Below are 11487 nucleotides of genomic sequence, written 5' to 3'. Positions count from 1 at the left end.
GGCGATGGGGCTTAGTGAGTGCGGGTCACTTTGCTCAGGTGGCGCGGTTGGTCGGGGTCCATGCTGCGGGCTTGGGCGAGGCCGGCGGCCATGACGTAGAAACTCTGGATCGCCAGGATCGGGTCGAGTGCCGGGTGTTCGGCACGACTCAGGGTCAGGTCCCGTTCACCGATGTCGTCCGGAGCGGCCAGCAGCACCTTGGCGCCGCGCTGGCGCATGTCGGCGGCCAGGCTCAGCAGGCCGCCCTGCTCGGCGCCGCGGGGGGCGAACACCAGCAGCGGATAGTCGTGGTCGATCAGCGCCATGGGGCCGTGGCGGACTTCGGCACTGCTGAAGGCTTCGGCCTGGATAGCCGAGGTTTCCTTGAGCTTGAGCGCGGCTTCCTGGGCAATGGCGAATCCCGCCCCGCGGCCGATCACCATCAGGCGCTGGCAATCGCGCAGCGCATTGACGGCCAGGCTCCAATCCTGGGTCGCGGCCTGGCGCAGGCCTTCGGGCAGGGCCAGGCCGGCTTCGAGCAAGCGTCCGTCATCATTCCAGTGGCCGATCAGTCGCGCGCTGGCGCTGAGGGTGGCAATAAAGCTCTTGGTGGCGGCCACGCTCTGCTCGGCGCCGGCGTGCAACGGCAGGAAGAATTCGCTGGCCGCTTCCAGCGGGCTGTTTTCCGCGTTGACCATGGCCACGCTGAGGGCCCCGCGCTTGCGCAGCAGGCGCACGCTGTTTACCAGGTCCGGGCTTTGCCCCGATTGCGAAAAGGCGAACACCGCCTGGCCGCTGACCCGCAGGGGCGCCTGCTGCATGGTCACCACCGACATCGGCAGCGAGGCCACGGGAATACCCACTTGCTGCATGGTCAGGTAGGCGAAGTAGCTGGCGGCGTGGTCGGAGCTGCCCCGGGCCACGGTCATCGCCACTTGTGGCGGCTGGCGGCGCAGGCGGCCGGCGACCTCGAGCAGCGCCGGGTCCAGGTGCTGCAACTGGTTGCTCGCGGCCAGGTGCGAGGACAGCGCCTCTTCAAGCATTTTTGAAGTCAATGTCTTCTCCTTCGACCATGACGGCGGTCAGTGTGAGTGCCCGGTCCAGGCGCACGCTGTCGGCCCAGCTGCCAGGTTGCAGGCGGCCGCGTTGGGGGATGCCGAGGTAGTCGGCGGGAAATTGCGACAGGCGCTGCGAGGCTTCGGCCAGGGGCAGGCCGATCTTCACCAGATTGCGCAGGGCCTGGTCCATGGTCAGGGTGCTGCCGGCCAGCGTGCCGTCGGCCAGGCGCACACCACCCAGGCACTTGGTCACGGTGTGGCTGCCCAGCTTGTATTCACCGTCGGGCATGCCGGCAGCTGCGGTGGAGTCGGTAACGCAGTACAGGCATGGGATCGAGCGCAGGGCCACGCGCATGGCGCCGGGGTGCACATGCAGCAGGTCCGGGATCAGCTCGGCGTACTGGGCGTGGGCCAGGGCCGCGCCGACGATCCCCGGCTCGCGGTGATGCAGCGGGCTCATGGCGTTGTACAGGTGGGTGAAACTGGTGGCGCCAGCGGCGAGGGCCGCCACGCCTTCCTCGTAGCTGCCCAGGGTGTGGCCGATCTGCATGCGCACGCCGCGGGCGCTGAGTTCGCGGATCAGGCCGTCGTGGCCGGCGACTTCCGGGGCGATGGTGATCACGCGGATCGGCGCCAGCGCCAGGTACTGCTCCACTTCCGCCAGAAGTGCGGTGTGGGCGAAGTTGGGCTGGGCGCCAAGTTTGCCGGGGTTGATGTAGGGGCCTTCCAGGTGCACGCCGAGCACTCGGGCGCAGCCTTTGGGGCGCTGTTCGGCATAGCTGCCCAGTTGCTCCAGGACCTGGCGGATTTCCTCGCTGGGGGCCGTCATGGTGGTGGCCAGCAGCGAGGTGGTGCCGAAGCGCACATGGGTGCGGGTGATGGTCTGGAAGGCATCGCGGCCTTGCATGATGTCCTTGCCGCCGCCGCCGTGCACATGCAGGTCGATAAAGCCGGGCAGCAGGTAGGGCAGGTCGTTGTCCGCCGGATTGCAGGGGCTGCCTTCGATGGCGATCACCTTGCCGTCCTGATGCAGCAGACGGCCGCGGACCCAGCCTTGGGGCGTGAGGATATTGTCTTCGGACATGGCGTTTCTCTGGCTCCGGAAGCGGGTTCAGCGTCGCAGTTCAGCGACGAAGTCGTAGTAGTCGTTGCGGCAGTAGGTGTCGGTGACCTCGATCGGCGTGTTGTCTTCCAGGTAGCCGACCCGGGTCATCAGCAACATGGCGGTGCCGGGGGCGATGCCCACCAGGGCGGCGAATTCGTCCGAGGCATTGATCGCTTGGATGTGCTGCAGCGCCCGCACCACGGGCTTGCCGATGCCATCGAGGTATTCATAGAGCGAATCCCCGACCGCTTCCGGCTGGGCGATGATGCTGGCCGGCAGGGTGCTCATCTCGATGGCCATCACTGTGTCATCGGCTTTGCGCAGGCGCTTGAGCCGCGCCACCTTGTCGTTGGGCGACAGGCCGAGGCGGATCAGTTCTTCATGGGTGGGCGGGGTGAGGGTGCGTTCCAGCCATTGGGAGCCGGGCACGAAACCCTTCAGGCGCAGCATTTCGCTGAAGCCGGAGAGCCGCGACAGCGGTTGCTCCAGGCGCGGGGTGATGAAGGTCCCCGAGCCCTGGCTGCGGCGGATCAAGCCCTGTTCGAAGAGCACTTCCAGGGCCTTGCGCGCGGTGACCCGGGAGATCCCCAGCAATTCGCTGAGGTTGCGTTCCGACGGCAGTGCCTGCTCGGCTTTCCACTGGCCGGCATGGATTGCCGCTTCCAGGTTGCGAGCCAGTTGCAGGTACAGCGGAGTGGGTTGGGAGTCGTCGGGGCGCAGGGCCAGGAGGTGATTCATCTGTAGGTTTTCCGATGCGGTTATTAGGTTGTTGTCGCCCGGTAGTGCCGAAAAACTAATACCACTTAGATACCATGTCAACGCCACTGGTCTGCTGAAGGTGGCGTAAATCCAGCGTTTGCGGGGTGCTTTGAAGAGTAAATGATTAAAGTGGTATTAGGCAGGTCTGACTGCCATCGCCATGGCGTCGAGTGGCGACCCCTTGCGGGTCGCCAAGTGGTATGGGCGCAGTGGAAGAGCTGGCGGGGGTAAAAATATTTTTTGCGGAAGGGAAATTAAGGGCGGATCTCGATCATGGTGCCGTCCTTGACCAGGCCCCAGACCTCGCGCATGTCGACGTTGCGCATGGCGATGCACCCGTCTGTCCAGTCCAGGGTGTGGAAATACTGCTCCGGGAATTCTTCGGTGTCCGGGGTGCCGTGGATCATGATCATGCCGCCCGGGTCCACCCCTTCGCGCCGCGAGCGGGCGGCATCGGTGATGTTCGGATAGGAGATGTGCATGGCCAGGTTGTAGCGGTCGCTGGTCTTGCGCCAGTCGAGCCAGTAGAGGCCTTCAGGGGTGCGCTTGTCGCCCTCCATGAGCTTGGGACCCTTTGGTTTCTTGCCCAGGGAGATGCGGTAGGTCTTCAGTGGCTTGCCACCGTTGATCAGTTGCAGTTGATGGGCGGACTTGAGCACCAGGACCTTTTCGATGACCTTGCCGTCCAGGGTTTCCACGGTGGAGGCCTGGCACACAGCAACGACGGAACAGCACAGCAGGGCAAGCAACCAGCGCATTGACACGATATCCCCAGGCGCACACAGATCCCGTGCACGTTTTATTGTTTAACTGATGGCAGGCTGAGAGAGCGGCGGAATGGATTCGGAGCGCACTTCAAAGGCTGCGGCCCGCCGATCAGCGAAGAAGCATTCTAAGGTACGGCCGACGGTGCGGAAAGCCAGCTCGGACCAAGGGATATCGGCTTCGTCGAACAACTGCACTTCCAGGCTCTCGGGGCCGGCGGCAAAGTCCAGGTCGGCGAGCTCCGCGCGAAAGAACACATGCACCTGGCTGATGTGCGGCACGTCGATCAGGGTGTAGATGCTCAGGCCGCGCACCCGGGCGCAGGCTTCCTCGTAGGTTTCGCGAATGGCCGCCTGTTCGATGGTCTCGCCGTTTTCCATGAAGCCTGCGGGCAGGGTCCAGTAGCCCAGGCGCGGCTCGATGGCGCGACGGCACAGCAGCACTTTGCCCTCCCAGGTGGCAAGGCAGCCGGCGACGATATTGGGGTTCTGGTAATGGATGGTCTGGCAGTGGTCGCAGACATAGCGCAGGCGCGAATCGCCTTCGGGAATGCGCTGGGTCACCGGGTTGCCGCACTGGCTGCAAAATTTCATGTGGGGTATCCGAAAAGGCTGGGGCTATCTTGGCGCGCCAGCCCCGTTGTCGGCAAGTTGTCGTTAAGCGACATGCCCGGGGGCGGGGGTTGGGCCGAAGATTGGATTGGTGCATGATGCACGGTAGCCAACAGATCGAGATGCCTCATGCTGGACGAGCTACTTCATCGGGTAAGCCACTACACGCCGCGTACGCTGGAGACCGACCGACGTTTTCCCGAGGCTGCGGTGCTGGTGCCCATCACCCGCAGCGAAGAACCGGAACTGGTACTGACCTTGCGTGCCAGCGGGCTGTCGACCCATGGCGGCGAGGTGGCCTTCCCTGGTGGCCGGCGCGATCCGGAAGATCCGGACCTGATCTTCACCGCGCTGCGCGAGGCCAAGGAGGAAATCGGCCTGCCGCCGGGGCTGGTGGAGGTCATCGGGCCTTTGAGCCCGCTGATTTCCCTGCACGGAATCAAGGTCACGCCTTACGTCGGGGTGATTCCCGACTATGTCGAATACCAGGCCAATGACGCCGAGATCGCCGCCGTTTTCAGCGTGCCCCTGGAGTTCTTTCGCCAGGACCCCCGCGAACATACCCATCGCATCGATTACCAGGGGCGCAGCTGGTACGTCCCCAGCTATCGCTTTGGCGAGTACAAGATCTGGGGCCTGACCGCGATCATGATCGTCGAGCTGGTCAACCTGTTGTACGACGCCGGAATCAGCCTGCATCGCCCGCCGAAAAACTATATCGATACCTGAAGCCATCACTTTGCATGGCCTAAACCCGCGGCTGCCTGAGCCATGAGGACAATAAGATGAAATACCGCCTGGGCGACGCCCGAGTCGAGACCCATCCACAGAGCTGGGTTGCCCCGAATGCCACACTGGTGGGCAAGGTCAAGCTGGAGGAGGGAGCCAGCGTCTGGTTCAACGCCGTGCTGCGCGGGGACAACGAACTGATCCTGATCGGCAAGCACAGCAACGTCCAGGATGGCACGGTGATGCACACCGACATGGGCTTTCCCCTGACCATCGGTACCGGCGTGACCATCGGCCACAACGCCATGCTGCACGGCTGCACCGTGGGCGACTACAGCCTGATCGGCATCAACGCGGTGATCCTCAATGGCGCGAAGATCGGCAAGAACTGCATCATCGGTGCCAACTCGCTGATCGGCGAGGGCAAGGAAATCCCCGACGGTTCGCTGGTCATGGGCTCGCCAGGCAAGGTGGTACGGGAGTTGACCGAGCCGCAGAAGAAAATGCTCGAAGCCAGCGCCGCGCACTACGTTCATAATGCCCAGCGTTATGCCCGAGACCTGGTTGAGCAAGAACAATGACAGCCCCTGAAAGACCCGTCGCTTCGCCCTGCGTGAGCATCTGTGCCCTGGACGAGCAGGATATCTGCACCGGTTGCCAGCGCACGGTGGACGAGATCACCCGCTGGAGCCGCATGGACAACGCCGAGCGGCGTGCGGTCCTGGCCCTGTGCCATGAGCGGGCCAAGTCCAGCGGCTTGCTGTGGATGATCGGCTCCAGCTCGGCAAGTTGATCCGCTCGTTTCGCCAGCAAGCCGGCTCCTGCAATCTTGTGCAGGTGCCAGCGTGCTGGCGAAAGGGCTTCTTGGCCCAGCCCCGGGCCTGCAGTAACCTGTGCACCTTCCTGACAGGTACCCTTCGCCCCCATGTTCTTCCTGATCGCCTATATCAGCAGTGTCGTGCTGATCAACTACGCCTTTTCGTCTGCCCCGCATCTGGACATCATCTGGTCGGCCTGGGGCGGGTTGGTGTTTGTCCTGCGGGACATGGTGCAGACTCGTTTCGGCCACGGCGCCATCGTCGCGATGCTGGCGGCCCTGGTGCTGTCCTATGTGACCTCCGATCCGACCATCGCCCTGGCCAGCGCCACGGCATTCGCCGTCTCGGAATGCATCGACTGGCTGGTGTTCAGTATCACCAAGCGGCCCCTGCATGATCGTCTGTGGATCAGCTCGGCCCTGAGCATTCCCCTGGATACCTTCATCTTCTTCGGCATGATCGATGCCTTGACCCCTGGGGTGATCCTGACCGCCCTGGGTTCGAAGTTCGCCGGTGTCACCGTGGTCTGGCTGGCCATGGCCTGGCGTTTGCGCAAAGCGGCGTGCGCCGGCTGAGCCAAAGCCCGCGCTTCATGTAAAATGCCGCTCCCCATGGGTCGCCCGCCTGGCGCTCGGCCCTCGATGATCCGCTCCTTTGAGGACCTTCAGATGACTCGTATCGGAACTCCACTGTCGCCAACCGCGACCCGCGTCTTGCTTTGTGGCTGTGGTGAGTTGGGCAAGGAGGTGGTGATCGAGCTGCAACGCCTGGGTGTCGAGGTGATTGCCGTGGACCGCTACGCCAACGCTCCGGCGATGCAGGTGGCCCATCGCAGCCACGTGATCAACATGCTTGATGGTGCGGCGCTGCGGGCCGTGATCGAAGCCGAGAAGCCGCACTTCATCGTGCCGGAAATCGAAGCCATCGCCACCGCGACCCTGGTGGAACTGGAAGCCGAGGGCTTCACCGTGATCCCCACCGCCCGGGCCACCTCCTTGACCATGAACCGCGAAGGCATCCGGCGACTGGCCGCTGAAGAGCTGGACCTGCCGACCTCGCCGTACCATTTCGCCGACACCTTCGAAGACTATTCCAGGGCCGTGCAAGACCTGGGCTTCCCGTGCGTGGTCAAGCCGGTGATGAGCTCCTCGGGCAAGGGCCAGAGCCTGCTGCGCAGCGTCGACGACGTGCAGAAAGCCTGGGACTACGCCCAGGAAGGCGGTCGTGCCGGCAAGGGCCGGGTGATCATCGAAGGCTTTATCGACTTCGACTACGAAATCACCCTGTTGACCGTGCGTCATGTGGGCGGCACCACCTTCTGTGCGCCGGTCGGCCATCGTCAGGAAAAGGGTGACTACCAGGAATCCTGGCAGCCTCAGGCCATGAGTCCCAAGGCCCTGGCCGAATCCGAGCGGGTGGCCAAGGCAGTCACCGAGGCCCTGGGGGGCCGTGGCCTGTTTGGCGTGGAACTGTTCATCAAGGGCGACCAGGTGTGGTTCAGCGAAGTGTCGCCGCGCCCACACGACACTGGCCTGGTGACCCTGATTTCCCAGGACCTGTCCCAGTTCGCCCTGCATGCGCGGGCCATTCTCGGCTTGCCGATTCCGCTGATCCGCCAGTTCGGCCCTTCGGCTTCGGCGGTGATCCTGGTAGAAGGCACATCCACCCAGACCGCCTTCGCCAACCTTGGTGCCGCCCTGAGCGAGCCGGACACTGCGCTGCGCCTGTTCGGCAAGCCGGAAGTCAATGGCCAGCGCCGCATGGGCGTAGCCCTGGCGCGTGACGAGTCGATCGAAGCCGCCCGGGCCAAGGCGACCCGCGCTGCGCAGGCGGTGGTGGTCGAGCTGTAAAAAGCATCGCGAGCAAACTCGTTCCTACAGCGTCCGGATTGAACCTGTAGGAGCGAGCTTGCTCGCGAAGCGGTCGCTCAAGCGACCCGATTCAAATCGTTATTGCGCGTTTCCTTCAGGCACAGCACCGCGATCAGGCTCAGGATCGCCGCCCCTGAAACATACCCCCCAACCCAGCTCAAACCGCCCATCGCCACCAGTTTCTGGGCGAAGAACGGCGCGGCCGAAGCTCCGACGATGCCCCCCAGGTTGTACGCCGCCGAAGCGCCGGTATAACGCACGTGAGTCGGGAACAGTTCCGGCAGCAGGGCGCCCATCGGGGCGAAGGTGACCCCCATCAGGAACAGTTCGATGCACAGGAACAGCGCCACGCCGGCGGTGGAACCCTGGGTCAGCAGGGGCTCCATGGTGAAGCCGGACAGAATCGCCAGCACGCCACCGACAATCAGCACCGGCTTGCGCCCGAAGCGGTCGCTGGCCCAGGCCGACAGAGGCGTGGCCGCGGCCATGAACAGTACGGCGAAGCACAGCAGGCCGAGGAAGGTTTCCCGGCTGTAGCCCAGGGTCGCGACGCCGTAGCTCAGGGAAAACACCGTGGAGATGTAGAACAGGGCGTAGCACACCACCATCGACGCGGCGCCCAGCAGTACCGGCAGCCAGTACTGGCTGAAGAGTTCCACCAGTGGCATCTTCACCCGTTCCTGGCGTGCCACGGCGTTGGCAAAGACCGGGGTTTCGTGCAGCTTCAGGCGCACGTACAGGCCCACCATCACCAGGGCGGCGCTGAGCAGGAAGGGAATGCGCCAGCCCCAGGAGCGGAACTGCTCGTCATCCAGGCCCATGGCCAGGGCCAGGAACAGGCCGTTGGCAGCGAGAAAACCGATGGAGGGGCCCAACTGCGGGAACATGCCGAACCAGGCGCGCTTGCCTTCCGGTGCGTTCTCCGTGGCCAGCAGCGCGGCGCCGCCCCATTCGCCACCCAACCCAAGGCCCTGGCCGAAGCGCAGCACGCAAAGCAGGATGGGCGCCCAGGCGCCGATGCTGGCGTAGCCTGGCAGTACGCCGATCAGGGTGGTGCACACGCCCATCAGCAGCAGCGAGGCAACCAGGGTCGACTTGCGTCCGATACGGTCGCCGAAGTGGCCGAACAGTGCCGAGCCCAGGGGGCGGGCAAGGAAGGCGATGCCGAAGGTCAGGAACGCCGAGAGCATCTGGGCGGTGCCGGAGGTCTGGGGAAAGAATACCGGGCCTATCACTAGTGCGGCGGCGGTGGCGTAGACGTAGAAGTCGTAGAACTCGATGGCGGTGCCGATAAAGCTGGCAGTGGCCACCCGCGAGGCGGAATTGCTCGGTTGGGCAGGCGTGGTGGTGCTGTAGGCGGTGCTGGTCGTCATGCGGTTATCCCTGACAGTCTGTGCTCCAGTGGAGCGAATTATTATGGTCGAGCACCCAGGGATGTGGGTTTGGCGCGGTCGTCCCTCGGGATGGGAGTGACGTCGAACAGAAGGGCTGGTTATCGGCAGATTTGCGCTGGGTGCGGGTAGCACGCGGGTCTGCACAGGGCTTGGGTAAGCGGATCGATTATAGAAAGGCCGCTAACGATTCAACAAGGGGCTTGGCGGCTGCCGGGCTGGCGAGAAGGTTTTCGACTTTTAGGGGCGCCATTGGCCGCGGCGGCAGGCGATCAGATGCGGGCGGGGACGCTGCTGGTGTGCCAGATCAGTACGCGGCTGACGCGGTTTTCCTCGGTTTCGAGGATTTCCAGGCGGTAGCGGCCGATTTTCAGGCACACCGCGCTGTCGGGGATGGTTTCCAGGGCTTCGGTGACCAGGCCGTTGAGGGTCTTGGGACCGTCGCTGGGCAGGTGCCAGCCCAGGCTCTTGTTCAGCTCGCGGATCGATGCCGCACCTTCCACCACATAGCGGCCATCGGCCTGGGGGTGGATGTGCGGGTTGTCCAGGCTGTGCTCGCTTTCGAACTCGCCGACGATTTCTTCGAGGATGTCTTCCAGGGTGACGATGCCCAGCACTTCGCCGTATTCGTCCACCACCATGCCCAGGCGCCGTTGCTGCTTGTGGAAGTTGAGCAGTTGCAACTGCAACGGGGTGCTTTCCGGGACGAAGTAGGGCTCGTGGCAGGCCGCCAGCAGGGCCTCCTTGGTCAGGCTGGCGTCCGGCAGCAGGTGACGGATCTGCCGGGTGTTGAGAACCGCTTCGACCTGGTTGATATCGCTGTGGAACACCGGCAGCCGTGTGCGTCTGTTCAGGCGCAGTTGGGCGATGATGTCCTCGATCGGGTCGTCCAGGTTGATGCCGTCCACTTCGCTGCGGGGCACCAGGATGTCATTGACGGTGATGTTGTCCAGGGCGTGGATGCCGGACAGGGCATGTGGCTCCTGTGGCGTGGGCTCGTCGTCCAGCAGCGCCGGGTCGTCGTCACTGTGCTTGACCGCGCCGGCCTTGCGGGCAAACGGGCGCAGCAGCAACTGGCTGAGGGTGTCGAGCAGCCAGGCCAGGGGATAGACGATTTTCATCGGGATGAGCAGCAGGCTGTTGCCAAAGCCCAAGGTACCTTCCGGGTAGCGCACGGCCAGGGCCCGCGGCAGGTATTCGGCCAGCACCAGCAGGGCGCAGGTGCTGATCAGGCAGGCCAGCCAGGGGCCATTTTCCGCCCAGTAGAACAGCGCCAGCAGGGTGCTGATGATCACCGCCAGGACCCGGCACAGGGTATTGCACAGGATCAGGCTTTCCTTGGGGAAGGCCAGGCGTGCCTGGGACTTGTCGCCGTTGCGCGAGTTGCCGCGCAGGGTCATCAGGTGCTGCTGTGCGGCATCGATAGCGGTGAACAGGCCCGACCAGACGATGAGCAGGGCGATTACCGCGAGCATGGGCCCGGTGGGCAGGGAGTCGGTCATGGCCGGTCGTCAGATGTGCAGGATGTATTCACGAACCAGCTTGCTACCGAAGTAGGCCAGCATCAGCAGGCAGAAACCTGCCAGGGTCCAGCGAATTGCCTTGTGCCCGCGCCAGCCGAGGCGATTGCGGCCCCATAGCAGCACGCTGAACACTACCCAGGCCAGGCAGGCCAGCAGTGTCTTGTGCACCAGGTGCTGGGCGAACAGGTTCTCGACGAACAGCCAGCCGGAGATCAGCGACAGCGACAGCAGGGTCCAGCCGGCCCAGAGAAAACCGAACAGCAGGCTTTCCATGGTTTGCAGTGGCGGGAAGTTCCTGATCAGCCCGGACGGGTGCTTGTTCTTCAGCTGATGGTCCTGCACCAGCAGCAACAAGGCCTGGAACACCGCGATGGTGAACATGCCGTAGGCCAGGATCGACAACAGGATGTGGGCGAGGATCCCGGGTTCCTCATCGATCACCGGCACTGTGCCGGTGGGGACGAATTGCGCCAGTAGCGCGGTCAGGGCGCCGAGCGGGAACAGCAGTGCCAGCAGGTTTTCCACCGGGATGCGCCAGCAGGCCAGCAGGGTCAGGGCGATGACTGCAGCGGCAATCAGGCTGGCGGCGCTGAAGAAGTCCAGGCCCAGGCCGACCGGAGTCAGCAAGTGGGTCAGCAGGCTGGCGGCATGGGCCAGCAAGGCCAGGATGCCGAGCGTAACCAGCAGGCGCTTGTTCGCCTTGGCGCCTGTGGCCAGGCGGGAGCCTTGGTAGAAGGTCGCAGCGGCATAAAGGACGGCGGCGGCGAGGGTGGGTAGCAAACTGGGTGACAAGGGGAGCATAAATCCTGTTAGGCAGGCCCGAAAGTCGCTGAGTTTGGCATAGAACCCAGAGCCCTGAAAGACCAGGCAAGCAGACG

The 11487-nt window shown here is 64.1% G+C and carries 13 protein-coding genes; 5 read left to right on the top strand and 8 right to left on the bottom strand.

The genetic code is table 11. The annotated features are described in order from the left end of the window. Positions 1 to 11 precede the first annotated feature (11 nt). From BLS75_RS15275 to BLS75_RS15255, 5 genes are all read right to left on the bottom strand, one after another. Positions 12 to 1034: an SIS domain-containing protein gene (locus BLS75_RS15275; protein ID WP_011059430.1), complete on the bottom strand. Its 1023-nt coding sequence runs from the start codon at positions 1032 to 1034 to the stop codon at positions 12 to 14. Continuing rightward, positions 1015 to 2121, bottom strand: coding sequence for an N-acetylglucosamine-6-phosphate deacetylase (nagA, locus tag BLS75_RS15270; RefSeq protein ID WP_072443088.1), 1107 nt, complete (start codon positions 2119 to 2121; stop codon positions 1015 to 1017). Before nagA ends, BLS75_RS15275 begins: the two co-directional genes overlap by 20 nt. A 27-nt stretch (positions 2122 to 2148) precedes the next feature. Then, complete coding sequence (locus BLS75_RS15265) at positions 2149 to 2880, bottom strand: GntR family transcriptional regulator (RefSeq protein ID WP_011059432.1); 732 nt, start codon at positions 2878 to 2880, stop codon at positions 2149 to 2151. A gap of 275 nt (positions 2881 to 3155) precedes the next feature. Next, positions 3156 to 3659 carry a L,D-transpeptidase family protein gene (locus tag BLS75_RS15260; protein ID WP_011059433.1) on the bottom strand — a complete coding sequence of 168 codons (504 nt, stop codon included), beginning with the start codon at positions 3657 to 3659 and terminating at the stop codon, positions 3156 to 3158. A 48-nt stretch (positions 3660 to 3707) separates the two neighbouring features. Further along, entirely contained in the window at positions 3708 to 4259 is a 552-nt protein-coding gene (locus tag BLS75_RS15255) for an NUDIX hydrolase (RefSeq protein WP_011059434.1), read from the bottom strand. Between the two features lie 147 nt (positions 4260 to 4406). On the opposite strand from BLS75_RS15255, the gene BLS75_RS15250 reads away from it, so the two are divergent. From BLS75_RS15250 to purT, 5 genes are all read left to right on the top strand, one after another. After that, positions 4407 to 5006 carry a CoA pyrophosphatase gene (locus tag BLS75_RS15250; protein WP_011059435.1) on the top strand — a complete coding sequence of 200 codons (600 nt, stop codon included), beginning with the start codon at positions 4407 to 4409 and terminating at the stop codon, positions 5004 to 5006. A gap of 56 nt (positions 5007 to 5062) precedes the next feature. Beyond that, positions 5063 to 5587 (top strand): gamma carbonic anhydrase family protein, encoded by a 525-nt coding sequence (locus tag BLS75_RS15245; protein ID WP_011059436.1) that lies wholly within the window; start codon positions 5063 to 5065, stop codon positions 5585 to 5587. Continuing rightward, positions 5584 to 5799, top strand: coding sequence for a DUF1289 domain-containing protein (locus BLS75_RS15240; RefSeq protein ID WP_011059437.1), 216 nt, complete (start codon positions 5584 to 5586; stop codon positions 5797 to 5799). The genes BLS75_RS15245 and BLS75_RS15240 overlap by 4 nt, the downstream gene beginning before the upstream one ends. Positions 5800 to 5931: 132 nt before the next feature. Next, positions 5932 to 6399 carry a hypothetical protein gene (locus tag BLS75_RS15235; protein WP_015634275.1) on the top strand — a complete coding sequence of 156 codons (468 nt, stop codon included), beginning with the start codon at positions 5932 to 5934 and terminating at the stop codon, positions 6397 to 6399. 93 nt (positions 6400 to 6492) lie between these two features. Continuing rightward, positions 6493 to 7674 carry a formate-dependent phosphoribosylglycinamide formyltransferase gene (purT, locus tag BLS75_RS15230; protein ID WP_011059439.1) on the top strand — a complete coding sequence of 394 codons (1182 nt, stop codon included), beginning with the start codon at positions 6493 to 6495 and terminating at the stop codon, positions 7672 to 7674. A gap of 77 nt (positions 7675 to 7751) precedes the next feature. Here the strand turns inward: purT and BLS75_RS15225 are convergent, their stop codons facing one another. The 3 genes from BLS75_RS15225 to ccsA all read right to left on the bottom strand — a co-directional run bounded on the left by BLS75_RS15225 (position 7752) and on the right by ccsA (position 11401). Beyond that, positions 7752 to 9068, bottom strand: coding sequence for an MFS transporter (locus BLS75_RS15225; RefSeq protein ID WP_011059440.1), 1317 nt, complete (start codon positions 9066 to 9068; stop codon positions 7752 to 7754). A gap of 290 nt (positions 9069 to 9358) precedes the next feature. Next, positions 9359 to 10588, bottom strand: a complete 1230-nt coding sequence (locus BLS75_RS15220) for a transporter associated domain-containing protein (RefSeq protein WP_011059441.1) — start codon at positions 10586 to 10588, stop codon at positions 9359 to 9361. Between the two features lie 9 nt (positions 10589 to 10597). Continuing rightward, entirely contained in the window at positions 10598 to 11401 is an 804-nt protein-coding gene (gene ccsA, locus BLS75_RS15215; RefSeq protein WP_176876748.1) for a cytochrome C assembly family protein, read from the bottom strand. Positions 11402 to 11487 lie beyond the last annotated feature (86 nt).

This window comes from Pseudomonas sp. NFPP12 (assembly GCF_900103205.1).
Lineage (GTDB): Bacteria > Pseudomonadota > Gammaproteobacteria > Pseudomonadales > Pseudomonadaceae > Aquipseudomonas > Aquipseudomonas protegens.
This window is presented reverse-complemented; position numbering and strand designations above follow the sequence as displayed.

Bases quoted from the DNA above. Each gene is read 5' to 3' on its own strand.
- nagA (WP_072443088.1), bottom strand. From the start codon at position 2,121: ATGTCCGAAGACAATATCCTCACGCCCCAAGGCTGGGTCCGCGGCCGT.
- BLS75_RS15265 (WP_011059432.1), bottom strand. From the start codon at position 2,880: ATGAATCACCTCCTGGCCCTGCGCCCCGACGACTCCCAACCCACTCCG.
- BLS75_RS15260 (WP_011059433.1), bottom strand. From the start codon at position 3,659: ATGCGCTGGTTGCTTGCCCTGCTGTGCTGTTCCGTCGTTGCTGTGTGC.
- BLS75_RS15255 (WP_011059434.1), bottom strand. From the start codon at position 4,259: ATGAAATTTTGCAGCCAGTGCGGCAACCCGGTGACCCAGCGCATTCCC.
- BLS75_RS15250 (WP_011059435.1), top strand. From the start codon at position 4,407: ATGCTGGACGAGCTACTTCATCGGGTAAGCCACTACACGCCGCGTACG.
- BLS75_RS15245 (WP_011059436.1), top strand. From the start codon at position 5,063: ATGAAATACCGCCTGGGCGACGCCCGAGTCGAGACCCATCCACAGAGC.
- BLS75_RS15240 (WP_011059437.1), top strand. From the start codon at position 5,584: ATGACAGCCCCTGAAAGACCCGTCGCTTCGCCCTGCGTGAGCATCTGT.
- BLS75_RS15235 (WP_015634275.1), top strand. From the start codon at position 5,932: ATGTTCTTCCTGATCGCCTATATCAGCAGTGTCGTGCTGATCAACTAC.
- purT (WP_011059439.1), top strand. From the start codon at position 6,493: ATGACTCGTATCGGAACTCCACTGTCGCCAACCGCGACCCGCGTCTTG.
- BLS75_RS15225 (WP_011059440.1), bottom strand. From the start codon at position 9,068: ATGACGACCAGCACCGCCTACAGCACCACCACGCCTGCCCAACCGAGC.
- BLS75_RS15220 (WP_011059441.1), bottom strand. From the start codon at position 10,588: ATGACCGACTCCCTGCCCACCGGGCCCATGCTCGCGGTAATCGCCCTG.